Genomic DNA, 26,649 nt, shown 5'->3' on the forward strand with positions numbered 1-26,649 from the left:
TATTTTTTCTTCTAGAAAAACTAAGTAAACGATTCATGTCGCATCCCATCCAACTAGGTTTCACCGGCAGTCGCTCACTTATTTTTCCAGAGTGCTTCCTTTTTAATTAAGTGCTAACTTAATGACTGCTTTCTTAAAGCGCAGCGGCTGATCGACGTGAAAAACCGCTTTATGACCATCCCAAGGAAAGCAAAGGTATGCCATGCCCTCAGATATTTTCATCTTATGTGTATCTTTACCCGTAAACTTTTGAACATCTTTTTCTGCGTTGTAGGGGATCGCTTCGGTTAAATCGTCAATTTTGTTCCAAGCGATATATTCTTCCCCTTCCAAGACAATCTGAAGATCTACGAAGTTTCGATGCGCTTCGAATTGTGTCTCTTCAATGGGTTTGGTCGCTCCTTCTTGAAAGAAGAAGAAACCACCCTCGAAGAAATACTTTTTGCCAAATTCCTGTTGCTCAATCCTATTCATTGCTTCAAGCGCATCAGGAATATTGGGAAATAATTTCGTATAATGTTTCAAATTTGCTACTGCATCAATAATCATTTCTCAACCTCCTAAGAATTCTCGGCTAAACGAATCGCATAGTCGATAGCATTTTCAAGACTGAATTCACTTGCCGTCCATTTCCCGGCTTGGTCAAATGCGGTACCATGATCCACAGAAGTTCGAATAATCGGCAGACCAAGAGTAATGTTTACTCCTTTGACCGCTTCCCAAGCACCTGCTTTCTGATCATAGACAAAGCCTAATGTTTTCAACGGAATGTGCCCTTGATCGTGATACATTGCAACAACGATGTCATACATCCCGCCGTTCGCCTTGGAAAACACGGTATCCGCTGGTAAAGAACCATACGCTTTGATGCCTTCTGCCTTAGCAGTTTCTACGGCTGGATTGATCTCATTGATTTCTTCTTGACCGAACAAACCATTTTCACCACAGTGAGGATTCAAGCCCGCCACTGCGATTCGCGGTTCAGCGATTCCTAAATTTTTGCAGGCTTGATTCGCAATTCGAATCACATCTAAAACCCGTTCTTTTGTGGCACGATCGCAGGCTTCTCTTAAGGAAACATGAGTCGAAACATGCACAACCCGCAAATTCCCGTCTGCCAGCATCATCGTATATTTTTCAGTTCCAGTTAAATCTGCATAAATTTCAGTATGTCCAGCATAATGATGACCAGCCGCATTCATTGCTTCTTTATTCAGTGGATTTGTAACAGTGGCGTCAACTTCTTTAGCCATCGCTAGTTCGATCACTTTTTTTACATATTGAAAGGCGGCATTTCCGCCAACTTTAGAGACCTCCCCAATTGGCAAATCTTTCATGTTTACAACAGCTAAATCAATCAAATCAATTGTTCCAAACGTGAATTTTCCTTCATTTGGCTTTTTCACTACATTGATAGCTAGAGCTAATTCCGGATGCTTTTCTAAGTAGTATTTCAAAACACTTTCATCACCGATTAATAGCGGACGACACCGATCATATAACGCTTGTTTGTTCAAGGTTTTAATCGCGATCTCAGGACCAATTCCAGCTGGATCGCCCATGGTGATTCCAACGATTTTTTTCACTTCGCTTCCTCCATCCTATTTCATGCCTTTTTCTTGATTTTCTGCAATTACTTTTTTCAACGCTTCTGTTGCCTGTGGGGAAACTTGATTGAACGGTGCACGACATTTCCCGACTGGGTAGCCTAACAGTCCTACTGTATGCTTGACAATTGTATTCGGATTACCAAATTTGAAGCAATCTCTAAATGAACGAATCGAATCTTGATAAGCTCTTGCTTTTTCAATATTTCCTTCTAAAAATTGTTCATAAATCTGAGCCATAACAAATGGATAGATGTTCGAACATCCCGCAATTCCGCCTTGTCCACCTGCTAGAAGCGTCCACAAAATCAATGAATCATTACCGGAAAGAACAGCGAAATCCTTCTGCTCACGAGTCTGTTCAATGTATTGCAAAATATTATCAAAATTTCCGCTGCTGTCTTTCACACCAATAATATTGTCAATCGTACTTAATTTACCAACGGTAGCTGGAGCAATGGCATTGCCGGTTCGCGCTGGGATATTGTATAGAACGATTGGCATATCCACGTTTTCAGCCACTGTTTTAAAGTGGGTATACAACTCCTCTTGTGATGCTGCCGCAAACGAAGGGGTAATGATTGAAAGTACATCCACACCAACCTCCTTCGCCTTTTGTGACAAACGAATCGTATCTTTTGTTCCTACAAGTCCTGTTGAAGCATAAACAGGTACGCGACCGTTTACCTCTTCAACTGCCACCTTCATGATTTCAATTTTTTCTTCTTCTGAAAGAATATAGCCTTCGCCGTTGGTCCCAAAAACAAAGATTCCATGGATACCACCATCAATTAGTCGATTGATTTGCACACGAAGCTCTTCATAATTAACACTCTCATCGTTTTTCATTGGTGTTAAAATTGGAGAAATGATTCCTTTGATTTCTACCATATTATTCTGCCCCATTCCTTTTTATAAAATTTCTAAATAGATGCTTCTTGCATCTTCAGGTGTCACTTCGCGCTTATTGTTGACTAACAAGCGTGTTACTTCCATCCCTGCAGCTACTAAACCGTCCAAGTCTTCGGCTGGTACATCAAAAGTTTTCAAGCTAGTAGGAATTTCCAATACTTTGACGATTTCTTCTAGCTGATTGATCATGTAACTAGATTTCTGATCCACTGTTAAATTTTTATCGCCATTTTTTACTACTCGGTCGTATGCCACCGCCAGTAATTCTTTGATCGCTGGTTCATTAAATTTCATCACCGGTGTCAATAGCATCGCATTAGAAACACCGTGAGCAATGTGGTATTTCCCACCTAATGGATATGAAAGTGCATGAACGGCAGTTGTTCCTGATGAGGTGATCGCTACTCCAGCATAGAAGGAGCCTAAAAGCATGTTACTTTTTGCGTCTAATGCCTCTGGATTGGTGCAAGCTTCAATAATGTTGTTCATAATCAAGTCCAATGCTTCTAACGCGAAGGTATTACTGATTGGATTTGCCTTTGTAGAAGTGAAGCATTCAATTGCGTGACATAACGCGTCCACTCCAGTCGCTGCTGCGATCGGTTTTGGTAAATTTTTGATCATTCGACTGTCTAAAATCACGTAGTCGGCGATCATTTCAGGATTGACGATTCCAATTTTTAATTCCTTTTCCGGAACTCCAACGATGCTGTTAGGAGTCGCTTCTGAACCTGTTCCAGCGGTAGTTGGAATCATTAAGCTAGTAATTTGCTTCTTAGCCAATAATGGATTGTCCAATAAATCCTTAACCGTGTAACTATCTGTCGCTAAGATTGACGCTAGTTTGGCAACATCCATCACACTTCCGCCGCCGATTGCAATAATAAAATCTGCTTTTTCCTTCTTAAATTCCTCCACCATCGCTTGGGCTTCATGATAATTCGGTTCTGCCGGAATCTCCGATATGATCGTGTATTCTACACCAGCCTTTTCAATCATTGATTTAGGTAAATCCAATAGCCCTGCGCCTAAAATTCCTTTATCGGTAAAAATCACGATCTTTTGAACACCTTTTGCAAGGATATCTGAAAGTTGCTCAATTGCATGTTCGCCGGCAATAATATTCTTTGGCATTTTTAAGCTGTAATCTGCAAGCATTTTTATTTCCTCCATTTTCTTATCTATTCTGTTAATTGGCTGATTTCTTCAAAAAGTTCAACATTTCCAAAGCCACCAGACTTAGTAATCACCTGAATTTCTCGATTCTTCCATATAATTGAGGAAAGAACCACACCGGCACTAATTTCTACCAGCGGTTTTATCTGATTGATCCCTAACACACTCATTGACTGAAACAAGGTATCACCGCCTGTGAATAGGAAGGTGTTTTCAGAGTCCTTCGACCAAATAGCTTGCGTTAGTTCTCCTAATGACCGACCAATTTTAAAACGAAAATCTGAAATATCTAAGCCTTGTTCTTGTTTGTAGCTTTCAATTCCTATGCTAGTTTCTTTACTTAATGTTTCAAAGAGAATCAGCGGATGCTTCTCCATTAACGATAAATAATGATCCACCTTCTTTTTTCCTTCTGAATCGAACCAATAATTTGAGCGTAACAATTGGTGATGGGTCAAGGAAATTCTAGGATAGTTCCTCTGCTCTACATAATCGACCTGTTTTTTTGTGATTGGGTTGACACTTCCGCATATCACCACAAGAGGTTTTTTTAAGGAATAATTTTTAGGTTCATATTCGGGAAATAGTTTTGTTGCTAATATCTTCGCAAACCCAGCACATCCTACCGTCATTGACAGCAAATTCTTCTGTTGCAGCCTTTCGACATGCTGCTCCATATCCTCATTCGTTTTAGCATCAAATAGTAAAACACCGTTGAAGCTTTGCGGAAATGTTTCTTTTATTAAGAGGCCATCAATATTCGCTTCTTTTTTTAATCGTCGCAATACGTTACTTTCATTCACTGGCTCATAGGGATCTTTTCCAAAGACACTCTCAGAAACTAATATTTGATCAATGTATAAATTCCCATCTATTAATACACGATTCATTTCAGGATAAGCTGGTAAAAACGGTACCGCAGTTGCTCGACTAGCATCTAACACAGCTTTAATCTCAGCACTGATATTCCCTCGCAAAGCAGAATCAACTTTTTTGTAAATGAAAGGCACATCCGCACTTTTAGCGCTTACAATTATCCGATGAATTAAGCTGTATGCCTCTTCAAATCTTAAGTAACGACTTTCTGTATCAATTACTAATACATCGACTTCTTCATTCATTTCATTGAAGTTAAATGTTGTATCAGTCGAAACCATCGTTGGAATTCCTCGTTTAGAAAATTGAACACCTGTATCTAACGCTCCGGTAAAATCATCTGCGATAACTAATAGCTTTATCATCCGTTCACCACCTTAGATTTCATGGTTTCATTTTAGCTTGCATCCTTGCCCTTGGATATTTAAAAAAAGAAAAAATCGTTTATTATTGAAACATTTTCTTTGTTTTGATGTTTTCCTTAAATAAAAAGATGTATAATTGTTCCAATATGAAACAAGAGGTGAAAAAGCATGTCAGCAAAAATCAAAATTTTAGGAATTGCTCCTTATGAAGAACTAAATAATTCCATGAGTATCGTCAGTAAACAATTTACTGATGTAGAATCCGACATCTATACAGCTGATTTGAAAGAAGGACAAAAAATTGCCTCAGAGCTGTTTGAAAATGACTATGATGCGATCATTTCTCGTGGAGGAACTGCTGATTTAATTCGTCAGGTAGTCTCAATTCCAGTGATTGATGTCTCAATTTCCATTTACGATATTCTTGGAACCATACGTTTAGCTAAAAACTATACAGAAAATTTCGCAATTGTCGGCTACGCCAGTATTACTGAAACGGCTCATTTGCTTTGTGATATTTTAGGATACACGATTAAAATCATCACATTAGATGAATCAACGGATACGAGTATGACCTTGGATATCTTAATCGAGGAGCAATACGAAATGATTCTGTGCGACGCCATCACGAATCGGCTCGCACTGACGAAATCAATTAATACTATTTTGATCACTTCGGGGTTTGAAAGTATCAAGCATGCTTACCAGGAGGCTTTGACGATTGCCAAACAATTAAAAAGAGTCATTCATGAGAAATCAGTCTTGGAAGAAAGTCTTCACCAGCAAAAACAGGATTTTATCATCATTGATGAGGCCTTTCAGGTGTATTATGCAAATACGTCGAATGATTTATCCAGCTCGATCGCCAAATTTTTAAACACAAAAAAAGATATGACAGACGAAAACCAATACTATCATACCTTTAAAAACAGGGTCTATATGCTTAATGTAAAAAAAATAATAGTTGATGAGCGAACCTACTATAGCTGTATTCTAAAAATTTCGACCCCGCCTATCATAAATAATCGCTTTGGCATTTTTTACCAAAAGCGCTCTGAGGTGGAAGAAATTTTTACAACAAAGCTTTTATTTACTCAATTTATTCAAGAGGAAACAAAAAGAAATCTGCAACGAATCAAAAATTTCTACAATTCTATCATTATCGTCGGCGAGACCGGAACCGCCAAATCCAGTATTGCCTATCAGACCTTTTTGAATCAAGAAATGCATAATAATCAACTAATCTCAATTGATGCCAAGCTGATGAATGAAAAAATGTGGAAATTTCTCGTAAATCCCACCAATGGTCCATTGGTTGATGAGCATAATACCCTGCTCTTTCAAAACATCGAACAACTTTCAGTAAGAGACGCGGAACAGCTGATTACAATCGTTAAAAACACCAAGCTCCTGCAAAGAAATAATTTGTTGTTCACCTATAATACCAATAATGCTAGTGAAGAGAAAATCTATAATCGTTTATTATTTGAATTAAATTGCGCCAGTATCTACGCCCCGCCTCTCAAGGAACGAAAACATGAATTGAGTGTGATCACTACATTATTGTTGAATAAAATAAACATCGAATGCAATAAAGATGTACTTGGTTTTGAACCAAATGCCTTAAAAGAATTTCTAGCCTTCGAATGGCCAGGAAATTTCAATCAGCTACAATCCGCTCTTAAGGAATTAGTCATCAATGCAACCACTCATTACATTTCTGAGCATCAAGTGATTCAGTTGTTAAAAAAAGAACGGTTGATTCAACATTTCTCAGACTCGCATCTGGGAAGCTTTACCTTACAAACAAAAGTTGAAAATCCGACGCTTTTTGATTATTCAAAAGAAATCATCTTAAACGTGTTAGAGCAAAACAATGGCAACCAAACAAAAACCGCGGAACAACTAGGGATCAGCCGAACATCATTGTGGCGATATTTGAAGACAGACTAAAAATCTTCATTAGTCGCTCCATTCTAAAAAGAAACCGAACGAGCATAATCCTTCTATTTGAAGTGACCCCCAAATGTTAGACTTTTTTCGGAGTAGAGAAATCTACTCCGTTTTTTGTTTCTTAAGCTAAGCGATTATGCCGCCTTCTGTGCTGTTTCTCGAAACTGAACAGGGCTTTTCCAGTTCAATTTCTGTTTCATCCGGTGATTGTTGTAGTAATAGATAAAATCATCAATCGCCGTTTTTAGTTCATCAAAACTGTGATAGGTTTCTCCATGAAAAATTTCTTGTTTTATAAGACTGAAGAAATTCTCCATGATGGAATTATCTAAACAATTTCCTTTACGAGACATACTTTGAAAAATTTTCTGTTTCTTTAGTTTTCGACGGTAGGCTTTCATCTGATAGGCCCAGCCTTGATCCGAGTGGAAAGTGCGACGATACGGGCAATCATTCGTGATCGCGATGGCTTCTTCTAAGCCTTCCATGATTGCCAAGGCATTTGGCTTTTCCGAGATGCGGTACGAAAGAATCTCGCTATTATACATATCCATAAACGGGTCCAGATATAACTTTCTCTGACGGATCACGCCTTTGGTGTCCACTTCAAGATATTTGAACTCTGTTGTATCTGTCGTAATTTTTTGGTGACAAATAGTCGTATAAAAGTGACGACGAATCCGGTGTTTCGCCACTTTCCCGACTTTTCCTCGGTAAGAACTGTAGCGCCGTGATTTCCGCGTGTATGAACGCACTTCGATTCCTAGTTTTCGAATCAAACGTTGGACTTTCTTTTTATTAACATGGAATCCACGATTCTTTAGTTCGTTCGTCATTCGTAAACAGCCATAATTTTTATGTTCTTTACGAATACGAAGCATTTCGGCTTCAATTTCTTGATCAGGGTTTTCTCTGTCAAATCGTTTTTGCCAGTACATAAACGTTGCTTTAGGAAAGTCCAAGGTCTCAAGAAGCTCAACTAATTTGAAGGATCCTCGGAGGCTGTGGATGATTCGTGCGATTGATTCGTTCGTCTTTGTTGGGCTTCCTGATTTCGCAGCTTCCTCAGTTCTTTTAAAAAGGCATTTTCTATCTGAAGTGAACGGACTTGTTTTTCTAATTCTTTAATACGGTCGCGTTCTTCCGATGTTACTTTAACAAAATCTTTCTTTGGCTTTTCTTTTTTCTTAGGCACGGTAGGTGGACGTCCTTTCGGTTTTGAGAGTCCCTTGATACCATCATCTCGAAAACTCCGCATCCAACTGGCAATCAGAGCATGATTCCTCATACCGAGTCTATTGGCAACTTCACGATAGGACAACTCACTCGTTTGATATAACTCTATCGCATCCATCTTGAATTGAACAGAGTAAGTATTATCATAATGTTTTCGAAAGAGTCCTTCCTCACCAAATTGTTGATAGGAATTAATCCAGCTTCTTACTTGATCCGCGTTCTTAACTCCATACTTTTTCGCTAGATAGCGATAGCCACCTTTTCCATCTAAATAATCTTGAACAACTTTCAGCTTGATTTCAAAGCCATATTCAGTCATAAAAATACCGACCTCCAAAAAGTTAGATTTTTGGTCTAACTTTTGGGGGTCGGTTCAATTAAAGAAGCTTATGCTCGTTCGGTTTTTACTTGATGTCTTTCAAGCTGATTACACTTATTGCTGTTTCTTTTTCCCGTTTTTTTTATGATGAGTAAAAAAAACGACAGTAAAATATACAGAATCCGCAGCAGTTTCACATTTCATTTTCGTATAATAAAGGGAGAAACTAAATAATTAAAGGAATCAGGTGATCAATTTGGAAAAATATGTCTATGCTGTCATGTTAACGTCTTCCATTTTTCTGAAGGTTACGTCCACCATCAGCCTTTCGCTTTTTCTGCTATTATTCGGAATTGTTGCTGGGATTGTTGCCGGTCGCGTCTTCCTTTTTCACAAATATGATTTATTTTTACCTGTTTTCAAAGTCAATATTCTTAATGAAAATGGTAAATTAATCATCCTTTGTACCAGTGTCCTCGTCTATCTCATTGCATTATCTTTTATCGCCATTGGCTCGTGGCTTTTTTTTCAATAATACAAGCAGTTAAAAAGAGGAGATCTGCCTGCAGATTTTCCTCTTTCTATTTACTTTTTGCGTTTACAATAGTATTTGTCACATCAATTACAAGCACATTCTCTTCTACTAAACACAACTCCTTTGTTAGCAGCTTTTTTATTTCTTCTTTTGTTAAATGAGTTCTTCCCTTATACACACCCTCACCATAAATTTCCCAATCCACAGCGTCCTTTATCTTTTCATGTTGAATGAAATTCGGTGCGGGATCTACTTTTATTGAAACAATCAGTTCATATAAAATTGCGTCAGCCTCTGCCTTCTTCGTTGGTATACCGCAATTATTAAGAAATGACTTCAAATATTGGAAAGACTTTGCCATCTTCTTCACCCCATATCCCTTTTTTCATTCACCAAAAATCATCCGATTATATCAAATTAATTATACCAAAATATGATAAAAATTAATAAATACTAACTGATTATCTCTAAAGCTCCAACTATTTCGTTTTATTTTATTTGTAAGGTTACTTTAAGGTTAAGTCCAGTTCTATGCAAGTTTTCCTCTCTATACTGTAGTCATGAGGAACAGAAGATTTGCTTAAATATTTTGATTGAGTAATATATGCTCAACCTATTTTAAAAACAATGAGGAGGAAAGAATCATGGTAACAACAACCATTTTAGAAATTAATAATTTACGGAAAAGCTATGGACAAAACGAGATCTTAAAAGGGATTAATTTGCAACTGCTGCCAGGGAAAATTACTGGTTTGTTGGGACGAAATGGTGCTGGAAAAACAACCTTGATGAAATGTATCTTGGGATTAACGGCAAACTATCAAGGGGAGATGACTTTTAACGGACAATACTTAAACACAACAGATACACAAACGAAAATGAAAATTGGTTCATTAGTGGATGTTCAATTTTATGAAGACTTGAATGCTTATGATAATTTGATGCTTTCGATTCGATTAATTGACTCGATTCCTCGAAAAAAAAGAAAACAGATGATTATGGAAAGTTTAGAGTTTGTGGAACTGAGCAACGCATCCAAGAAAAAGGTCAAAAATTTTTCTTTCGGTATGAAGCAACGTTTGGCTTTGGCCCTATCATTGATTACAAAACCAGAGCTATTGATTTTAGATGAACCATTTGTGGGTTTGGACCCAATTGGTGTGGAAGAAGTTAAAGAATTGTTACAAAAACTCTGTCGAGAGCATGGTACAGCGATTCTTTTCTCCAGCCATCAAATGCAGGAGGTTTGCGATTTGACTGACAATATTTTGGTATTAAGCAACGGAGTTATCAGCTATTCTGATCAGAACACGCACGTTGAAAACCAGCAGGCTCAATTAATTGAGCAAATGAAATAGGAGGAATCATCATGGAAATATGGAATATTTATAAAATGGAAATAATCAAAACATTGAAACGAAAAAATAGTTTAATTCTGTTGATCCCATCAATTTTGATCGTAATCATGGCATTTGGTATTTCGACAGGCGGATTAACGTTTACTGGTGAAGGGATATCTAGTGATGGAACGTTTGCTTGTCTTGACTTTGTTACAGCAATGTGGGGATTTTTCAGTACGCTGGGAATTTGGGGGATTTTACTGATTTTAGTCACAGCTTTTCAGTTTTCTGGCGAGATTACTAGCGGACAAATCAAAATGACCTTGCTACGAATTGGTAAACGAGGTCCAATCATCATCGCGAAATTTTTTGCTCTTACAACTGCAGCAATTGGAGCTTTTGTCCTGTTTACACTCACTGCGGTTGGTAGTTACTATCTCTTTGTTGCCAATTCCTCTATCGGAAATGCGAGCTTCTCTTCTGCGACGATTGATTTTCCTAACTTAGTAGCAATGATTGGGTTTATCCTTTTACACCTAGCATTATTTATGGCAATTGCTTTACTTGCGGGATTATTTCTATCTCCTTTTATCGCCTTTATCCTTTCATTAGTTAGTTTGTTTGCGGTCAATTATTTAATTAACAGCAATGCATTTGAGTTTGCGAAATATTCAGCGTTGTCGGTCAGCAATCATTTGATTAGTGGAGAAGCGGAAAATCTAATTCCTGCACTTTTATCTTCCATCTTAATCATCGCTTGTATTTTGATATCAACCTCCCTGCTTTTTAAAAGAGTAGATATAAAATAGCTTCTTGAACGGTATAATAGAGAATAATAGATGAGCAAAGGAGTGTTGTTCAATGGGATTCTCAATTTTAGTAGCAGATGACGAGCAAGGAATCATTGATTTCGTCACTTTATATTTAGAAAAAGACGGCTACACCGTTTTTACCGCAACAGATGGGGAAGATGCATGGGCACATATTCAGCAAGAAAAAATTGATCTGGCGATTTTAGATATCATGATGCCAAAAATGAATGGCTATCAATTGATCAAAAAAATTCGAGCAGAAAAAAATATACCGATCATTTTCTTAACTGCGAAAGACGCGAGTGCAGATAAAGTCTTAGGACTGGATATTGGTGCAGACGATTATGTAACGAAACCTTTCGATCCTTTAGAATTGGTAGCGCGCGTCAGCGCTCAGCTTCGCCGCTTCTATTCTTTAGGTGCCCAAGAGATAAACAGTCCGAAAAAAATCGACCTACATGATCTGACTCTCGATCTTGAACAATGCCTCCTTTTCAAAGGAAATGAACAAATCGCATTAACCTCGATTGAATTCAAAATCTTACGGTTACTAATGAGCTCCCCTGGCCGTGTTTTCACTAAAAAGCAGATTTATGAAGCTGTCTGGGAAGACACTTATATCGTTGATGACAATAATATCATGGTCTATATCAGCCGTCTTAGAGAAAAATTGGGAACCAGAGAGGAGGAATCCTATATCCAAACAATCCGCGGATTGGGATATAAGATACTGCCATGAAGAAGAAGCCTAAAACACTTGGACGTTTTTTGACTAAAAAATATATTACGACTTCGCTTCTATTATTAGTATTGGTTTCATTATTTGGTACGATGGCTCAGTTTTTTATTTCTAGTACCAATGAGATGATTAAGAACTTATGTGCTCAAACTATCGTCCGTCCAGATTATAAAAAAATCGATATTTCTACCTTAAAAGATCTGGATGGATGGTTAGAAATCCTAGATGAAGAGAATAATGTCATATACACCAAAGGAAAAGTAGCAGAAAAAAAAATACACTACTCACAAAATGAATTATTAGAAATGGACGCGCTACAATCCATAATCAATCAAAAGCTCTATCAAATTGGTATTATTTCATTTAAGTTTAACGATCAACAAACAAAATATATGGCTACCTTTGCTCCCTTCAAAGGAGTAGACGGTCATGAGTACGTTTGTATAACTAAGATGCCACAAAAAACGATTCGTGGAAACTTTATGTTGGTCTTTAATCGACTTTACTCAGCAACCGCATCAGCTAATTTAAAAAATATTGTACTTCTACTTATTCCATTATTATTAATTTTCATCTTCTGTTTGAAACGCTACTCTAAATCAGTCAAAGAGCATCTCATCGCTCCGAACACTGTTCTAATTAATGGATTACGTACAATAAAAAATGGCGATTACTCAAAAAAGATTCATATGAACGCAGAATATGAGTACGTGGAAATTGAAGATTCCTTCAATCATATGGCAAGGCAATTGGAAGAAGCTGAACAACAACGAGTCCTCTATGAAAAAGAACGGCAACTGCTATTTGCGAACATGGCTCATGACTTGCGAACCCCCATCACCACTATTCATGGTTCTGCTAAAGCTGTAGCAGATGGATTAGTTAGCGAAGATAAATTGAATCAAACAATGGAAACGATTATTACGAAGACAAATCACATGAATGAACTTGTTAATCGCTTATTGGTTTTCTCAAAACTCGAAAGTCCTGACTATCACCTTCAGCAACAAAAAATTGATCTATCTGAGCTACTTCGCGAAGTATTATTGGAACATCTAGATTTAGCTGAAAAAAATCAGATTGACATGATTATTGATCTGACAGATGATCCATTGGAAATCTTTGGCGATCCAATTGAACTACGTCGTGTATTTGACAACCTGATTGGTAATAGTATCCAGCATAATTCAGCGAATACGACTGTTCAAATTCGACTCTATCCATTAAATCATCAAGTGATTTTAGAGATTAAGGATAATGGCAATCCCATTCCAAAAGAATTACAAGAACATTTATTTGAACCCTTTGTCAGCGGAGACAGTTCTCGCACCACAAAAAATGGCAGTGGCTTAGGTCTAGCAATCAGCAAGAAGATCGTTGAGAAGCACGGGGGCAAAATTTCCTTTGTTGAATTAAACGAGCACGAGAAAATGTTTCGAGTAATTTTGTAAAATAAGTGAATAAGGCTGAACAAAAAAGATAATTTGCGATAAAGACTAGATCAGAAAAATAAATTCATTTTCTGCTATCGAATCGACTCAATAGGCTTTTGAATTATCCCTTATGGTTGAAAGACCCAAAAATCAAAATTTACTCTGTCGCTTTATGACAAACTAAAACGCTAGCGAACTTCTTCCAATCGATGAGAAGCTCACTAGTGTTTTATCATTATCGACCTTGTGAAAGGCTCCCAACCATTCACAAATATGCTGAAAAATCGACATATAGGATTGACTTTTCTCGGTCAGCGAATATTCTATTTATGGAATTAATTAGTGACTATTCTTTTGGAAAGCAGAGAAACTATCCTTCAAAAACATGAGATTCTTGACTCTGCATATCTGCAAACGCCGCGTACTCTGTCACACCCATGTATGGCATCAACCACAGTAAAGAGAGACCAAAGGTCAAAATCGACAGTGTGATCCAACCTAACCAAGACAACTGTAAAACGAATAGATGAGACTTTCTTCCATTGGTGAGTTTTTTACTTCTATTTAATGCTTCTCGAATGCTGATCCTCGGATTTTCTTCTAAAAAATAGAAGGCCATGCTATAGCTGTATAATTTAACGATCCCAGGAATAACCAATAAGCAAGACCATAAAGTGACCCAAATTCCAATCCATAAAGACAACCCGACACATTTAAAACAATGACTAAATCCACTGAGTAAATCAGCAAGCTGCACTTTCTCATCATGGTGCAGTTTTCGATTCATCCGGATACTGCTAAATAATAAACAACTTCCGCAAACTACACTGAGACTGATCCCTAAAATCGGAACATGACTGAATAGTCCATAAAATAGAATCAATCCAAAGATGATCCCATAGATTCCAGCCATATATTTCCAACTACCCTGCAAACGTTCTTTGGCGACCAGTTTATATTCTGCTCGATAAAACATCTTAATTCACCCTTTCATTTTTAAATCAATCCATGCTTTGCCAGTGACGCATCGATCTCCTCAGATTTTAGCCACGCACAATCTGTTACTTTAGTGAACGGTGCCAACCCTCCGCACTCTACTACATCTAGTTGATCTACGAGATTTTTAGGGAGATTCTTTTCAAGTGTTTTATCGATCGTTTCCGGATAAAAGTTGCTGAGGAACAGAATCGTTTTTTTAGAATTTAATAGCTGTGAATTCTTTGCTAGAAATTTCTTGACCGGTTTATACATTTTCGCCATGCGAATGCCTGACCCGATTAGCACCGCATCATATGCTGAAATATCCGGTATTACCTCGTTTAAATTGATTAACTGACTACCAACGATCTGTGCAGCGATGTACTCTGCACAAATTTTTGTCGTACCTGATTTGGAACTATAAACAACTGCAACCTTCTTCATTTTGTTACACCCTTTCTCAAATTACTGGACTAGTGATAAATTTTTGAAAATCGTCTCCACCAACATTTCCTGCTCTTCTTCGACTGATTTTAAATCCTTCTGCAAATAGTTTTGATAGCTGTCTGCGTTTAAAAATATCACCTGCAATGGCAGTAGCAGCTGAGCCGCAATAAGTTTAAGCTCGTATTCTGATTTTTCTGCTTGAAAAATCTCCTTCAAAATTGGCTGAATCATTTTGTTTGTGCCAATTCCGCCATCATTCATTTCATTCAGAATAGAAATTTTGACTAAGGGATAATGTTGGTAGCCTAAGCTGACGATTCCTTGGATCATTTCCTTCAGTCGACGTAACGGATCTGCTTCTGTAGAAGTTCTTTGGATAATATCTTCAAATAGATTCCCCATACAGATATTGACTGCTTCCAGTAAAAGATTTTCCTTTGACTTGAAATAGTAATTGATTAATGCACTATTCACTCCAGCTCTTTCTGCGATTTGACGGTTCGTCAATTTTTCAATATTTTGATTTTCCTGCATCGCTGTAACAACAGTATCTAAGATCTTTTTCTGTGCATCTGATTGTTCCATTTTTTATACCTCCTGACGATTCATTAACCATGGTTTAATCATGATTAATCCTTGATTAAACTATAGCACGCCTATTTAGTCCAGTCAATAGAAAATCAAAAAAAGGTCAGTCAACTAAATGACCAACCATTTTAATTAGAAGCAAACTAAAGTATTATGCTTTACACTTACAGATTTTTTTCTATGCCAACCGATGCTTCCGGTTCTTCTAACTCTATTTCATCAGCCAAATATTGTCGATCCAACATTTTGATAAATTATTTGACCAAACTAGCCACGTACTTAAAGATTTCCAGATCGAGGGATATCCCAAAAGAAAACATAATCATTTTTTTTACTACATTCGAACCATTTTCAATAAGGGGAAGCAAAAAAAAGCTGACAAGATTCCTAGATCTCATCAGCTATTCCTTCAAAGTTAATTTCAACAAATATGATGGATGCTCCAATCCAGTTGGTTCATAATATTCCTTCCTTTGAAATTCGAACCCTAATTTTTGCAATAACTTCTTAGAGGCATGATTCTCCGGATGATGTCCCGCAAATAATGCCTTCAAATCTGTTTGAGCCTCCGCATAAGAAATTACTGCTCTAGCAGCTTCAGCAGCCAAGCCTTTTCCCCATGCTTCAGGAACTAAATGAAAGCCAAGTTCGGAAATTCGGTTTTCTAAATCGTAATGATGCAACCCACAACAACCAACAAACTTATCGTTTTGCTTAAAAAAGAGCGGCCAATACTGAAAACCAAACTCCTCTTGACTCTGAATTTCTAAAGATAATCGTTGAATCACCTGATCTTTTGTAAGGCAGCCGTTCTTAGCAATAAAATGCGTTACCTTTTTGTTCTCCCATAATTGTTCTGCTAAAGCTATGTCGATTTCTGACCAAAACGAAAAGTAAAGACGCTCTGTTTTCAATAGTTTTTCTCGCAAGTTACTCTCCTATCATTTTCAAAAATGTCGTCACTTAATTTAGCGGATATTATTTCTATTAATCAATCAAAAAATATCCAAGCAGATTAATGTGAATTAAGCCTGCTTGGATATTATTTTTAAGTTAATTTTAGTATACGCGAACTCCGAAATCTGGTGCGTAATATTGAGTCGAACCATACTTCACGTTTTCACCTGGTTGAGGAGCATGAATGTACTGATCGCCTCCTGCTGAGATTGCCACATGATAACTTGATCCTTGGTCACCCCAGAATAATAGGTCACCTTGTTGTGCTTGGCTAACATCAATTGTTGTGCCTGATGATTCTTGTGCCACAGTCCAAACACCGATATCTTTCCCCGTTACTTGCTTATAAACATATTGAGTAAGACCTGAGCAGTCAAAGCCGCTAGTATCTTTTCCACCCCATACGTAAGGTGTGCCAATATATTTTTCCGCTTCATTAACAATTTGCTGACCCCGAGAATCAGTTGTTTGTTCTGGAGCTGTTTGTTGCTGCTCACCTGAAGTTGCCGGTGTTTCTGGTGCTGGTTGTTGTTCAGGTGTTGTTTGTTCTGGCTGTACTTGTTCAGGTTGCGTTTGTTCAGGTTGTTGCTCTGGTGTTTGTACTTCAGCCGGTGCTTGTTCTTCTTGAACTGGCGTTTCTGGCGTTGGCTGTACTGCATCTGGTGTTACAACTGATGCTTCTGGTACTTTATTTGTTTCCTCTTGTACTTGTGTATTTTCTAGTACCGGTGTATTATCAATAATCGGTTCATTAACTACTGGAGTGGTGTTTTCGACTGGTGTTGCTGTTTCTACAGGAGTAGTTGAAACAACCGGAGCTGTTTCTTCACTTGCTGTTCCATTGCCAACGACCACTCTTTGTCCTTCATAAATGATGTTATTATCAATCTTGTTCCATTCAGTAAACTCATCAACACCAATTCCGAATTGATCCGTGATAGAATTAATCGTGTCACCAGTTTGAACTGTATACTCTTGTGGTTGTGCCGGAGTTTCCATAGCAGGCTGTGCTACTGGCGGTGTCACTGGTTCAGTTGCGTCATAGCTAGTTAAATCATTTTCTTGAATCACTGAAACCAATTTTTGAACATAACTTTCATCGTCATTAAAACGTCCCTTTAGTGCTTCAGCAGCTGTTTGATAATCTTTAGCGTTACTGCGCCATGTGCCGCTGAAATAATTTTCGTTGCCATCGCGTGAAGTTGTCTTAATGATCTCAATATAATCTTGGATTGCTTCTTTATAAGAACCGTAGTGCTTCATTTCTTTCTTTTCAGTAGCACCAGTTTCTTGGTTCGTTTTATCCAACATTGCAGATTGACCTTTGTATTGACCTTCTAAACCAAAGAGATTGTAATAAGGGGCTTTCGCAAATTCATTTTGTCCCCAATCACTTTCAACGATGGCTTGAGCGATCATAATTGAAGCATACAGGTCATGTTTTTCGGCTAACGGTTTGATTTCATTTGAAATCTCATTAATGAAAGCCTTCTTATCAACATTTGACGTGGTGGCGGTTGTTTTTCCTTCAACAGCTTCTACTTCGTTAGTGTTTAGTAGTGGTGCCGCTACTGAAACCGCTACTAGTGCCGTACCTACTACAGCAGAACCTTTTTTAATGTTACGGTAATTGATGGTCTTCTGTCGCTTTTGTTGACGCAATTCACGTCTGGTCAAAACCTTATTTGACATTTAACATCTCTCCATTTCTCTCTCTCATTGCTTTCTTAACGTAATTAATTATAACACAATAGAAATGGATGGTCATTGTTTAACAACTGCATTTTTTGATATTTTAGATTATTTTTTCAGAGAATAGACCAAAAACGCCTACTTTTCAATTATTTTCAAATTTCTTAAAAAATTGATTCTGGAATAGTCTTTTAAACGATTTATTAAAAGTCTTTTTGTCAAATCGAACAAACGGAGTGAAACGATGCTAAAAGAGAAAATTAAGAATTTACCAAAATCACCTGGAATTTATAAGATGAAAAACACGCACGGAGATATTATCTATGTGGGAAAAGCAAAAAATTTGAAACAACGAGTCAATTCTTACTTTATTCAAAATAGGCAGCACTCACGAAAAGTTTTAGAAATGATTCGTTGGATCGATGATTTTGATTACAAAACGGTCGATACAGAATTTGATGCTCTCTTATTAGAATGCCATTTAATTCATCAAATTCGCCCTCGTTATAATCGAATGATGAATTACTATGAAGGTTACGGCTACTTTCAATTTATTGATAAAGCTCCGTATCTGAAAGTCTTAAGTGAATGGTCTGAAGATGGCTTAGTCATCGGTCCTTTTTTTAAACAAAGCAAAATCCAAGAATTGAAGCAAATTATTAATAGTACCTATCGTTTAGATGGCCCATTAAAATACGTAGCGGGAATCGTTAAAAACTACGATGATATGACACCAGAGGCGGAATTTGAATTGCGTATTCAGGAGATCAAACAGACTCTTTTAGGTCAATCTACTGCTTTACTGACCCGCATTGATCAGCGAGTACAAGCGGCGAGTGAACGACAGGATTATGAAGCCTCTGCTCAATGGTGGAATTATTATCTAACTGTACAACGCTTTTTGCGACGTAATAAGCAGCTGATCCAGATTATGCAAAATCAGACGTTTGTTGGGATACTACAAGAAGATGGCGTCTATTATTGTTATCTCTACGCTAAAGGAGAGTTGTTGAATCGAGTGGTCTATCACCGTAAACCGACCTTTCAACAAGCGAAAAAAAGATTGGAAAAAGATATTTCAAAGAAAACCTGGCAACGTCTTGCTTCTAAAGAACGGTTAGAAAAGGCGGATGTAGACCTGTTCCCTATTTTCTTTAATTATTTAAATCAACACGGACAAGTTTTGGGTTTTGAAGCGTAAAATAGATAGTTCCCATTTGTATTCGATTTCAATCCTTGTTACAATCATCGTAAGTGTTATGAAACGGGGGATAAAAATGCAAATTGAGAAGATTACCAAACCAGCAAAAACAATCGTTTCGATGTCTACACACATTTCGCATGAGCACTTGCCAAATTACATCGGAACTTCTTTTGTAGATTTATTAGAATACATCAAAAAAAATGGGGCCGAACTGGTAGGCACACCGTTTATCTCCTATTTGAATCTCGACAGTGATGGACAGCCGAAGGACGAACTGCTAGATGTAGAAATCGGCTTTCCAATAAATAAGGAAATTCCCTCTACTGAAAAATTTCAAAGCTACGAATTACCTAGCTATCAGGCCGTTCGTACATTGTATGTGGGAGACTACGACGATCTGACAGATTCCTATAAAGAATTGATCGAAGCGATTAAGCAGGAAAACGGCATCTTTACCTTCCGTAGTTATGAGTACTTTTTGACCGATGCTTCTGTTCCGTTGGAAGACCAGGAAACGATGATCGAGTTGACTTATCGTCTAAAACGAAAAGACCTATTAACTAATTAAACTCTATACATTAAAATTAAATGAGAATCCTTTCGAATAAAATTTCGAAGGGATTTTTGGTTTTCTTTCTGATATTTTTAATTCCTCGAGGTTTAACAGAACATTTTTTTACCCACAAAAGAATGACTCCTACTGAAATTAAAAAAACACTCTAGCATAGAACGCTAAAGAGTTTTTTAAAAGTTATTTTTAATGTTCATACTTCAATACGAGAGAGTCCAAACTATTTTTTTACTAAAATATACTTAACGTGATCACTTATAAGTAAAAACTAAGTGTTTTATCTCGAAAATCCCTGAAAAACCCCTGTTATTTTCTCATATTTTATGTCAATTAAAAAAGCCACAAATAACTGTTTTTATCATTTAGACTTTTAACGAACACATCTATCAACAATTAACAAATTCTACTCAGAAAATATTCCATATAAACAAAATATTGAAAAAATGTATATAGCAAGCTAGAAATGATTTTGCTAAGCTACTTATTCATTATTTGTTCATTTAAAATGATTGGCCCCACAACTCAAAAAGAACGTTGTTATTCGTATAATTTAGAATGGTCAAGCTGGAGTTATCTACGATTCCACTTTCGCGGATTTTTGCTAAAGGTACCCCTTTTAACGTATTTAGTAAAGCCATCAATAAAATCCCATGACTTACTACTAAAACATTTCCATCAGGCAACGCATTTTTTGCATCTTCGATTACCCTTGTACTTCGCGCAATCAAATCAATATAAGATTCTGCATGAAATTTTTTCGCATCGAACAAATCAGGTCGGGTGCGATAATTTTTCAAATCCTCAGGATAGGCAGCAGTAATTTTATCAATCTTTTTGCCATCCCAATCTCCCAAACGCATTTCTCGCAAATCCTCAATAATCTTCATCTCTGGTGGATTTTGATTTTCCTCAAGAATAAGCTTCGCTGTTGTCTGTGCACGTTTTTGCGGAGAGGACAACGCCACATCAAACTGAACAGTTTTTAAATGCTTCCCCATTCGCTTTGTCGCTTCTACTCCAGACGGAATCAAGGGCGAATCAACGGTTCCCCCGTTAAAAAGTCCTTCCGCATTGTTTTCAGTTTTCCCATGTCTTACAAAATAAAAAGTTGTCACGCGTTCACACCCCATTCATTAATAACTCTCCATTAATATATCTAGTTCTATTTCACCCATCAAGTATACACTACTATACAGTATTTGATACCAAAAAACTTATTCGTCGTCAATAAAATCAAAAAACAGCTCTTTTATCAAATAGTAAATTCTTAAACACGTGACATTGTAATCGGCTTCAATTATAATAAAAAGAACAATACTCATCATTTCGCCTCAGTTACACTTTATTTAGACCTAAAAAAGCTTATATAAACTATGATTTCAACTCGAAAATAACGAATAAATTAATTTGATAGATGAACCCCATAGATTGGAGGGAAACGGATGGAAAAAAATCGAAAACAAACGAGTACAGATTTAGCTCTAGCGACGGCAGGGATATTTAGCATGATACTTTTTAGTATTTTACTAATGGCCCGTATTATCGAAGATAGTGAAATAATGGACCTAGTCAGTCTTGTCACAGGAGCTGCAGCGTCATTTTGTTACGGAAAATTTCTTTGGATCAAGCAAAAATCATGGTTGACCTTATCCGTCATCCTGTTTGCTTTATGTATTTTCTTTTTCATCCGCTATCTATTTTAGCTATTCGCTGTTGGTAAAATTCACCAACAGTTTTTTTCTGTCTAATTTTTTGCTACTATTATATAAGCTATTATTCAACGAAATATTAAGGAGGACACCATGTCTGATTTTGCTACACTCGTAAATTTTCTCACAACAATCCAAGATAATCCGCGTTTTGAATCTGATACTCTCATTATCGCCGGCAATAGTTTGCCCCATTTGATTGTTTCCGCTGCGAAGTTTTGTGAAGAGGAACTTGCAATTCAACGTGTCGTTTTTGTAGGCGGGATCGGTCACGGTACCGCACCCTTGATTGAAAATTGCAAAAAAATGTATCCAGAATTTGTTCGTCCAGAATGGCGACATCTGTCTGAAGCAGAGATCACTCAAGAAATTTTCTTACATTATTGTTCACGTGATTTAGAGCTGCTATTAGAAAAGAAATCAACAAATACTGGTGAAAATGCTCGCTTTTCTCGTGACCTATTTAAACAGAATGCTCCGAAAAGCTTTTGGCTAGTACAAGACCCTATGGTACAAAAGCGCAGCCATGTTACCTTTTGTAAGGAATGGGAGCTACAATTGTCTGCGATTCAACCGCTTTTCTTTGAGCAACCAAAACTGATAGACTTTGATACTTACCCCCATTTCGAAAATCCGCTAATGGACACATGGTGGAAGCCAGATTATTTCTTATCTCTAGTCATTGGTGAGATTCGTCGATTAAATGATGATGAGCATGGTTACGGTCCGAATGGTACGAATTTTATTCCTCATGTCGAGGTACCCGAAAATGTTTTAGCAAGTTATCGAAGATGTCAAAAGTATTTAATTCACGTGGATAGAAAATAAGCTAGAACGAGTCTCTACTTTCATTAGGAAGCAGAGACTCGTTCTAGCTTGTTTAGCTGATTTAAAATTTCAAATATTTTTTTCGATTCGATCCATCCGATCTTTAAAAAATTTAAATCCAAAATAAAAAGAAGCCCTCACCTTGAGAACTTCTTTCAGTCTATTCAATTACTGTACTTACAAATCCTGCGACTTTATCAAACAAATCTCCGAAGAAACTTGAAACACTCTGCCATAATCCACCAAAATTGGGGTCAGCAATAAAATTCTGAACTTGCGTGATGACTTGGTCTTTATACATGTAAATGATAAATAGTAAAAACAATACGCCAGCGATACGCCACAAGATTGACCCCACCTTTACGACAAAGAAAACCAATAATGCGATGAACGCAATAGCTATTAATTGATCCATCTCTGATCCCTCCTTAATCTCTTTATATATACTTCATTATCCATCAATTTGCACGACAATTAACTTATAGGAATAGTATGCCTCTTTTTTTACCGTTTTACATGGGGCGAAAGACTGATATCTGATCGGGAAAACCGTGAAAATTATCCCAATATTTTCGTAAGCGTTAACTTATCTATTATACCAGCCTTAAAAGATAATTCGAAGAAAAAACATACTTTATTTCTTTGTGTTTTAACAGAAACTTTCTCATAAACTCTAAGCGTATTTACGCTGTTTTAAAAACAATTCTCGTTACTATAGAATCAAAATACAGTGTAGAAGGAGTCGTATTTGTGTCAACAATTACTGAACAAGCCTTAGAAGAATTAAGTCCCTTTGAATTAAGTCTCTTTTTGGAACAAAAGATTCATGAAAATAAAAATGTTACCAACCTACTGAATGCTGGACGCGGAAATCCTAACTGGACCGCTCCTACTCCGCGGGAAGCCTTCTTTTTACTTGGTCAATTTGCCACACAGGAAACACTTTATGGTACTGGTGAATTAACCGCGGGAATGATCCAATCAGATACTGGACGTGGACAACGGTTTACTAATTTCTTAGAATCTCATCCGGGAAAAGGAGCCAACTTCTTAAAAAAAATCTGGTTTTCTGACAACAATTATTTAGGAATGCCAAAAGAAGCTTGGTTAACGGATATGTTGGATCATATCATCGGAGATAACTACCCAAATCCAGTACGCTGTTTAAGTGCCTGCGAAGGTCCGATCAAAGCTTACCTAAATCAAGAGCTATTTTCTGACAGCACCATTCCCTTTGATATTTTCGCTGTGGAAGGTGGAACTGCGGGGATCTGTTATATTTTTGATACTTTGTTTAATAATTTTTTATTGAATCATGGTGATAAGATCGCATTGATGTTACCAACTTTCGCACCTTATTTAGAAATTCCCGAATTGCCAAAATATGCGTTTGAGATTGTTAAAGTTCAAGCCAAACAAACGATGATTGATGGCAAAATGACGTATCAATATCCAGATGAAGAAATCAATAAACTGCGTGATTCCGATATCAAAGCAGTCTTTGTAGTAAATCCAAGCAACCCGACAGCAAATGCCCTAGCTCAACCGACTATTGATTTGCTGAAAGAAATTGTTGCAACCGATAATCCTGAATTAATGATTTTAACTGATGATGTGTATGGCACATTCGTCCCTGTCTTCACTTCCCTGTTTTCGGAGATTCCATACAATACAGCCTGCATTTATTCTTATTCGAAATATTTTGGCGCAACAGGCTGGCGTGTAGGAACAATCGCCGTTGCTAAACATAATTTATTTGACGAACTGATTGCTAACTTGCCACAAGAAAAGCTTGAAAAATTAAATGAACGTTACGCTTCACTGACCGCTGATCCGACAACAATCACCTTTATTGATCGAATTGTAGCTGACAGCCGTGACGTTGCTTTAAATCATGCTGCTGGTTTGTCCGCTCCACAACAAGTGATGATGGTGATGTTCAGTTTGTACAGCTTATTAGATGAAGGAAAAGCTTATAAAGCCGAAGTAATGGATATTTGCCGCCAACGGGAAAAGCTGCTCTTCAATACTTTAGGTCTGCAGGAACCACTTGAAGATCTAGACACTGCTTATTACTGCGAGATCAATTACGAAGATTGGACCCGTAAGCGGTACGGTAATGCCTTTGCTGATTATCTAAAAAATAAGTGGACAGTCACAAAAGTTCTAACTTCTCTAGCTGAAAAAGAACAATTGATGTTACTGAAGGCTAACGCCTTTGGCAGCGGCGAGTGGGCGGTACGCGTTTCCTTAGCTAACCTAGCCACGAATCAATACCCCGAAGTTGGAAAACGAATCATCCGCTTGACCGATGAAATTCGCGACCAATGGATGAAAGTAACACATCCACCCGTGAGAACGGGTGGCTTTTTAACACCTCTAGAAGAGGTCACTACTCGCCTACTCCATAAATGGAGCTTTCTAAAAGACCACCAACCGCTCTTCGCTCGCTACTTTATTTCTTTTTCTTCATTTTGAATGGATCAACGTATTCTCGTTTACTTATACTATCTCGGATTCGATCATCTGATTCTTGCTCTCGTATATATTTTTCAATTGTTTTCTGGTTCAGACCGACTGTGCTCACGTAATACCCCTTTGACCAGAAACTTTTATTTCCATATTTATAGACTAAGTTTCCATGCTGCTCATGGATAAGCGTCGCACTTCTTCCTTTCAAGTAGCCCATGAACTGCGAGATACTTATTTTTGGTGGTACTTTTACCAACATGTGAATATGATCTGGCATTGCGTGTGCTTCGATTATTTCTACCTCTTTCATCTCGCAAAGCTTCCTCAAAATTCTTCCAATATCTTTTCTTAATTCCCCATAGATTACTTTTCTTCTATATTTTGGGGTGAAGACTATGTGATACTTACAATTCCATCTAGTATGTGATAAACTTTTGTCGTCTTTAGACATAGAAAAACTCCTTTCGATAAAATAAGCGGTTGGTAGCCACTTATTAGTATATCGAAAGGAGTTTTTATCGCTAAAGCTATTCCATCCACGCGTAGAAGCGCGCGGTTTTCTTGTTTCGTACGCTCCGCGAACGAAACTGACTAAAGTCATTAACAAAATAGCAAAAAAGTTCAACACTCTTTTAGAATGTTGAACTTTTTTTGCTATTTATTGATTCGGTGATAGTTTTCATCAAAATATTTGCCATTTCGGATATCATCTGGCATTCCTTCATAAGGCGTTTCACTGATCACATCTTCGTTGTCTTCCCCTGCCTCACCAATATAAGTAATGTTCGCAAATTCTGGAACAACTAGCTTAGGATAGGTTTCATATTTCTCTCTAGCTTCCAGCATTTCATCGATGTGTTCATTTTGGAATGTAACAGTGATTTCTGGATGTTCCTCTACCCATTTTGGGAAGAAAATGGTACCATGAAGTTTCTTTTCGTTTGGCACAAAATCAAGCGCTACGTCAGTTCCAGTTGGTTCTGTCCAAGTAATTTTATAAACACCTTCAGTTAAAAGATCCATTTGCACCTCTTGATCTTTCACCCAGCGTCCTGCGACCATTCCTCCATGAATCCGATAATCCACAGTGTGGTCATTTTTAGCGTACCATTCGTATTCCCAACCATTATCATACGTATAAATAAAGTGTGTGCCGACAAAATCTTCCAATGTTTTAAATTGTTTCAAATTAATCCCTCCAAACAGTCAATTGACAACATGTAATTATTTACATGTTTTAGATTACGTGATTATGATAAAATGATTTTATTCAATTGTCAAGGGAGATGTTTAACATCGCACAAAAAAATACATTACAATACATTATTCTAGGAATGCTGCAAGACGATAAAAAAACTGGATACGATATAAAAACGGCGTTTACTACAGAAATTGGTGAATTTTGGCAAGCGAAGCACAGTCAAATTTATCCTGAGTTATCTAAGCTTACAAAAAAAGGCTGGATTGATTTTCAAACTGAGATTGTGGGAACAAAACTTGAAAAGAAAGTTTACTCCTTGACAAAAACAGGAAGAATGGCCTTACTCGAATGGATTAATGAACCCTTAACAGAATTACCAACCAATAAAGACGAGTTTGTTTTGAAATTATATTTTATAAAAAGTATTGATGATGAGCGCCTACCGGAAATGATTCAACAGCAAATCGACTTGCATCAAAAAAAATTGGAGCATCTAGAAGACAGAAAAATAGCCGTTTTTCCTGATAAAAAGATTAAAGAAAACTATGGCCATTACCTTATCCTGATGCATGCGATTCATCGCGAGGAGGAATATTTAAGCTGGCTGGAAAGCTTGACAAAAAGAGCCTGAGTATTCAATCTCCAAATAAAAATTGGATGAGGGAAAACAAATCCAATTGGCTGTTTTCATAGGTAAGA

General features: G+C 37.2%; 27 protein-coding genes and 1 pseudogene. 12 read left to right on the top strand and 16 right to left on the bottom strand.

What is annotated here, in order from left to right:
* Positions 1 to 102 precede the first annotated feature (102 nt).
* The 5 genes from AUF14_RS21125 to AUF14_RS21145 are packed head-to-tail and all read right to left on the bottom strand — an operon-like array spanning position 103 to position 4,936.
* Positions 103 to 549 carry a YhcH/YjgK/YiaL family protein gene (locus AUF14_RS21125; RefSeq protein WP_016178210.1) on the bottom strand — a complete coding sequence of 149 codons (447 nt, stop codon included), beginning with the start codon at positions 547 to 549 and terminating at the stop codon, positions 103 to 105.
* Positions 550 to 560: 11 nt separating this feature from the next.
* Positions 561 to 1,562, bottom strand: a complete 1,002-nt coding sequence (gene pdxA, locus AUF14_RS21130) for a 4-hydroxythreonine-4-phosphate dehydrogenase PdxA (protein ID WP_071879953.1) — start codon at positions 1,560 to 1,562, stop codon at positions 561 to 563.
* 39 nt (positions 1,563 to 1,601) lie between these two features.
* On the bottom strand, positions 1,602 to 2,498 hold the full coding sequence (gene dapA / locus AUF14_RS21135) for a 4-hydroxy-tetrahydrodipicolinate synthase (protein WP_016178208.1): 897 nt from the start codon (positions 2,496 to 2,498) through the stop codon (positions 1,602 to 1,604).
* A 21-nt stretch (positions 2,499 to 2,519) separates the two neighbouring features.
* The gene (locus AUF14_RS21140) at positions 2,520 to 3,677 is read right to left on the bottom strand and encodes an iron-containing alcohol dehydrogenase (protein WP_070503231.1); all 1,158 of its coding nucleotides are present in this window, start codon (positions 3,675 to 3,677) and stop codon (positions 2,520 to 2,522) included.
* 23 nt (positions 3,678 to 3,700) lie between these two features.
* Positions 3,701 to 4,936: a four-carbon acid sugar kinase family protein gene (locus AUF14_RS21145; RefSeq protein ID WP_016178206.1), complete on the bottom strand. Its 1,236-nt coding sequence runs from the start codon at positions 4,934 to 4,936 to the stop codon at positions 3,701 to 3,703.
* Between the two features lie 168 nt (positions 4,937 to 5,104).
* Here AUF14_RS21145 and AUF14_RS21150 point away from each other — a divergent pair, with 168 nt between their 5' ends.
* Entirely contained in the window at positions 5,105 to 6,889 is a 1,785-nt protein-coding gene (locus AUF14_RS21150; RefSeq protein WP_016178205.1) for a sigma-54-dependent Fis family transcriptional regulator, read from the top strand.
* A gap of 134 nt (positions 6,890 to 7,023) precedes the next feature.
* Here AUF14_RS21150 and AUF14_RS21155 read toward each other — a convergent pair.
* Positions 7,024 to 8,444, bottom strand: a protein-coding gene (locus tag AUF14_RS21155) for an IS3 family transposase (protein ID WP_227656418.1) whose coding sequence is annotated in 2 segments (ribosomal slippage) — positions 7,024 to 7,967 and positions 7,967 to 8,444 — 1,422 coding nt in all. Because the reading frame shifts where the segments join, the coding sequence is not laid out codon by codon here.
* 247 nt (positions 8,445 to 8,691) lie between these two features.
* Here AUF14_RS21155 and AUF14_RS21160 point away from each other — a divergent pair.
* On the top strand, positions 8,692 to 8,979 hold the full coding sequence (locus AUF14_RS21160) for a hypothetical protein (RefSeq protein WP_016178202.1): 288 nt from the start codon (positions 8,692 to 8,694) through the stop codon (positions 8,977 to 8,979).
* 46 nt (positions 8,980 to 9,025) lie between these two features.
* Here the strand turns inward: AUF14_RS21160 and AUF14_RS21165 are convergent, their stop codons facing one another.
* Complete coding sequence (locus AUF14_RS21165) at positions 9,026 to 9,340, bottom strand: hypothetical protein (RefSeq protein ID WP_016252558.1); 315 nt, start codon at positions 9,338 to 9,340, stop codon at positions 9,026 to 9,028.
* A 283-nt stretch (positions 9,341 to 9,623) separates the two neighbouring features.
* On the opposite strand from AUF14_RS21165, the gene AUF14_RS21170 reads away from it, so the two are divergent.
* The 4 genes from AUF14_RS21170 to AUF14_RS21185 are packed head-to-tail and all read left to right on the top strand — an operon-like array spanning position 9,624 to position 13,321.
* A complete protein-coding gene (locus tag AUF14_RS21170) occupies positions 9,624 to 10,337 on the top strand; it encodes an ABC transporter ATP-binding protein (RefSeq protein ID WP_016178200.1) in 714 nt (237 codons plus the stop codon).
* An 11-nt stretch (positions 10,338 to 10,348) separates the two neighbouring features.
* A complete protein-coding gene (locus AUF14_RS21175; RefSeq protein ID WP_070505131.1) occupies positions 10,349 to 11,128 on the top strand; it encodes an ABC transporter permease in 780 nt (259 codons plus the stop codon).
* A 52-nt stretch (positions 11,129 to 11,180) separates the two neighbouring features.
* The gene (locus AUF14_RS21180) at positions 11,181 to 11,870 is read left to right on the top strand and encodes a response regulator transcription factor (protein ID WP_016178198.1); all 690 of its coding nucleotides are present in this window, start codon (positions 11,181 to 11,183) and stop codon (positions 11,868 to 11,870) included.
* Positions 11,867 to 13,321, top strand: coding sequence for a sensor histidine kinase (locus AUF14_RS21185; RefSeq protein ID WP_016178197.1), 1,455 nt, complete (start codon positions 11,867 to 11,869; stop codon positions 13,319 to 13,321). Before AUF14_RS21180 ends, AUF14_RS21185 begins: the two co-directional genes overlap by 4 nt.
* A gap of 352 nt (positions 13,322 to 13,673) precedes the next feature.
* On the opposite strand, the gene AUF14_RS21190 is transcribed toward AUF14_RS21185, so the two are convergent.
* The 5 genes from AUF14_RS21190 to AUF14_RS21210 all read right to left on the bottom strand — a co-directional run bounded on the left by AUF14_RS21190 (position 13,674) and on the right by AUF14_RS21210 (position 17,965).
* The gene (locus tag AUF14_RS21190; protein ID WP_070505130.1) at positions 13,674 to 14,279 is read right to left on the bottom strand and encodes a DUF975 family protein; all 606 of its coding nucleotides are present in this window, start codon (positions 14,277 to 14,279) and stop codon (positions 13,674 to 13,676) included.
* A 20-nt stretch (positions 14,280 to 14,299) separates the two neighbouring features.
* Entirely contained in the window at positions 14,300 to 14,725 is a 426-nt protein-coding gene (locus AUF14_RS21195) for a flavodoxin domain-containing protein (protein WP_016178195.1), read from the bottom strand.
* 21 nt (positions 14,726 to 14,746) lie between these two features.
* Positions 14,747 to 15,313, bottom strand: coding sequence for a TetR/AcrR family transcriptional regulator (locus AUF14_RS21200; protein ID WP_016178194.1), 567 nt, complete (start codon positions 15,311 to 15,313; stop codon positions 14,747 to 14,749).
* 404 nt (positions 15,314 to 15,717) lie between these two features.
* Positions 15,718 to 16,245, bottom strand: coding sequence for a GNAT family N-acetyltransferase (locus AUF14_RS21205; protein ID WP_070505129.1), 528 nt, complete (start codon positions 16,243 to 16,245; stop codon positions 15,718 to 15,720).
* Positions 16,246 to 16,375: 130 nt separating this feature from the next.
* The gene (locus AUF14_RS21210; protein WP_016178192.1) at positions 16,376 to 17,965 is read right to left on the bottom strand and encodes an NlpC/P60 family protein; all 1,590 of its coding nucleotides are present in this window, start codon (positions 17,963 to 17,965) and stop codon (positions 16,376 to 16,378) included.
* 244 nt (positions 17,966 to 18,209) lie between these two features.
* On the opposite strand from AUF14_RS21210, the gene AUF14_RS21215 reads away from it, so the two are divergent.
* The gene (locus AUF14_RS21215; RefSeq protein WP_016178191.1) at positions 18,210 to 19,166 is read left to right on the top strand and encodes a GIY-YIG nuclease family protein; all 957 of its coding nucleotides are present in this window, start codon (positions 18,210 to 18,212) and stop codon (positions 19,164 to 19,166) included.
* A gap of 76 nt (positions 19,167 to 19,242) precedes the next feature.
* Entirely contained in the window at positions 19,243 to 19,737 is a 495-nt protein-coding gene (locus AUF14_RS21220; protein WP_016178190.1) for a GyrI-like domain-containing protein, read from the top strand.
* Between the two features lie 503 nt (positions 19,738 to 20,240).
* Here the strand turns inward: AUF14_RS21220 and AUF14_RS21225 are convergent.
* Entirely contained in the window at positions 20,241 to 20,855 is a 615-nt protein-coding gene (locus AUF14_RS21225) for a histidine phosphatase family protein (protein ID WP_227131908.1), read from the bottom strand.
* Between the two features lie 327 nt (positions 20,856 to 21,182).
* Here AUF14_RS21225 and AUF14_RS21230 point away from each other — a divergent pair, with 327 nt between their 5' ends.
* Positions 21,183 to 21,443: a DUF6442 family protein gene (locus tag AUF14_RS21230; protein ID WP_070505128.1), complete on the top strand. Its 261-nt coding sequence runs from the start codon at positions 21,183 to 21,185 to the stop codon at positions 21,441 to 21,443.
* 99 nt (positions 21,444 to 21,542) lie between these two features.
* Entirely contained in the window at positions 21,543 to 22,277 is a 735-nt protein-coding gene (locus AUF14_RS21235; protein WP_016178186.1) for a YdcF family protein, read from the top strand.
* A gap of 160 nt (positions 22,278 to 22,437) precedes the next feature.
* Here the strand turns inward: AUF14_RS21235 and AUF14_RS21240 are convergent, their stop codons facing one another.
* Positions 22,438 to 22,692, bottom strand: a complete 255-nt coding sequence (locus AUF14_RS21240; RefSeq protein WP_016178185.1) for a hypothetical protein — start codon at positions 22,690 to 22,692, stop codon at positions 22,438 to 22,440.
* A 335-nt stretch (positions 22,693 to 23,027) separates the two neighbouring features.
* Here AUF14_RS21240 and aspD point away from each other — a divergent pair.
* Positions 23,028 to 24,614 (top strand): annotated as a pseudogene (gene aspD / locus AUF14_RS21245) (aspartate 4-decarboxylase); the annotation flags it as partial.
* A gap of 118 nt (positions 24,615 to 24,732) precedes the next feature.
* Here aspD and tnpA read toward each other — a convergent pair.
* Entirely contained in the window at positions 24,733 to 25,200 is a 468-nt protein-coding gene (tnpA, locus tag AUF14_RS21250; RefSeq protein ID WP_028020983.1) for an IS200/IS605 family transposase, read from the bottom strand.
* A 203-nt stretch (positions 25,201 to 25,403) separates the two neighbouring features.
* Complete coding sequence (locus AUF14_RS21255; RefSeq protein WP_016178183.1) at positions 25,404 to 25,937, bottom strand: phenolic acid decarboxylase; 534 nt, start codon at positions 25,935 to 25,937, stop codon at positions 25,404 to 25,406.
* 107 nt (positions 25,938 to 26,044) lie between these two features.
* Between AUF14_RS21255 and AUF14_RS21260 the strand changes: the two genes are divergently transcribed.
* A complete protein-coding gene (locus tag AUF14_RS21260) occupies positions 26,045 to 26,581 on the top strand; it encodes a PadR family transcriptional regulator (protein WP_034876033.1) in 537 nt (178 codons plus the stop codon).
* The last annotated feature ends 68 nt before the right edge of the window (positions 26,582 to 26,649 follow it).

The organism is Enterococcus avium (assembly GCF_002891025.1).
Taxonomy (GTDB): domain Bacteria; phylum Bacillota; class Bacilli; order Lactobacillales; family Enterococcaceae; genus Enterococcus_A; species Enterococcus_A avium.

Coding starts and splice junctions, on each gene's coding strand:
- AUF14_RS21125 (WP_016178210.1), bottom strand. CDS start 549: ATGATTATTGATGCAGTAGCAAATTTGAAACATTATACGAAATTATTT.
- pdxA (WP_071879953.1), bottom strand. CDS start 1,562: ATGGGCGATCCAGCTGGAATTGGTCCTGAGATCGCGATTAAAACCTTG.
- dapA (WP_016178208.1), bottom strand. CDS start 2,498: ATGGTAGAAATCAAAGGAATCATTTCTCCAATTTTAACACCAATGAAA.
- AUF14_RS21140 (WP_070503231.1), bottom strand. CDS start 3,677: ATGCTTGCAGATTACAGCTTAAAAATGCCAAAGAATATTATTGCCGGC.
- AUF14_RS21145 (WP_016178206.1), bottom strand. CDS start 4,936: ATGATAAAGCTATTAGTTATCGCAGATGATTTTACCGGAGCGTTAGAT.
- AUF14_RS21150 (WP_016178205.1), top strand. CDS start 5,105: ATGTCAGCAAAAATCAAAATTTTAGGAATTGCTCCTTATGAAGAACTA.
- AUF14_RS21165 (WP_016252558.1), bottom strand. CDS start 9,340: ATGGCAAAGTCTTTCCAATATTTGAAGTCATTTCTTAATAATTGCGGT.
- AUF14_RS21170 (WP_016178200.1), top strand. CDS start 9,624: ATGGTAACAACAACCATTTTAGAAATTAATAATTTACGGAAAAGCTAT.
- AUF14_RS21175 (WP_070505131.1), top strand. CDS start 10,349: ATGGAAATATGGAATATTTATAAAATGGAAATAATCAAAACATTGAAA.
- AUF14_RS21180 (WP_016178198.1), top strand. CDS start 11,181: ATGGGATTCTCAATTTTAGTAGCAGATGACGAGCAAGGAATCATTGAT.
- AUF14_RS21185 (WP_016178197.1), top strand. CDS start 11,867: ATGAAGAAGAAGCCTAAAACACTTGGACGTTTTTTGACTAAAAAATAT.
- AUF14_RS21190 (WP_070505130.1), bottom strand. CDS start 14,279: ATGTTTTATCGAGCAGAATATAAACTGGTCGCCAAAGAACGTTTGCAG.
- AUF14_RS21195 (WP_016178195.1), bottom strand. CDS start 14,725: ATGAAGAAGGTTGCAGTTGTTTATAGTTCCAAATCAGGTACGACAAAA.
- AUF14_RS21200 (WP_016178194.1), bottom strand. CDS start 15,313: ATGGAACAATCAGATGCACAGAAAAAGATCTTAGATACTGTTGTTACA.
- AUF14_RS21210 (WP_016178192.1), bottom strand. CDS start 17,965: ATGTCAAATAAGGTTTTGACCAGACGTGAATTGCGTCAACAAAAGCGA.
- AUF14_RS21215 (WP_016178191.1), top strand. CDS start 18,210: ATGCTAAAAGAGAAAATTAAGAATTTACCAAAATCACCTGGAATTTAT.
- AUF14_RS21220 (WP_016178190.1), top strand. CDS start 19,243: ATGCAAATTGAGAAGATTACCAAACCAGCAAAAACAATCGTTTCGATG.
- AUF14_RS21230 (WP_070505128.1), top strand. CDS start 21,183: ATGGAAAAAAATCGAAAACAAACGAGTACAGATTTAGCTCTAGCGACG.
- AUF14_RS21235 (WP_016178186.1), top strand. CDS start 21,543: ATGTCTGATTTTGCTACACTCGTAAATTTTCTCACAACAATCCAAGAT.
- AUF14_RS21240 (WP_016178185.1), bottom strand. CDS start 22,692: ATGGATCAATTAATAGCTATTGCGTTCATCGCATTATTGGTTTTCTTT.
- tnpA (WP_028020983.1), bottom strand. CDS start 25,200: ATGTCTAAAGACGACAAAAGTTTATCACATACTAGATGGAATTGTAAG.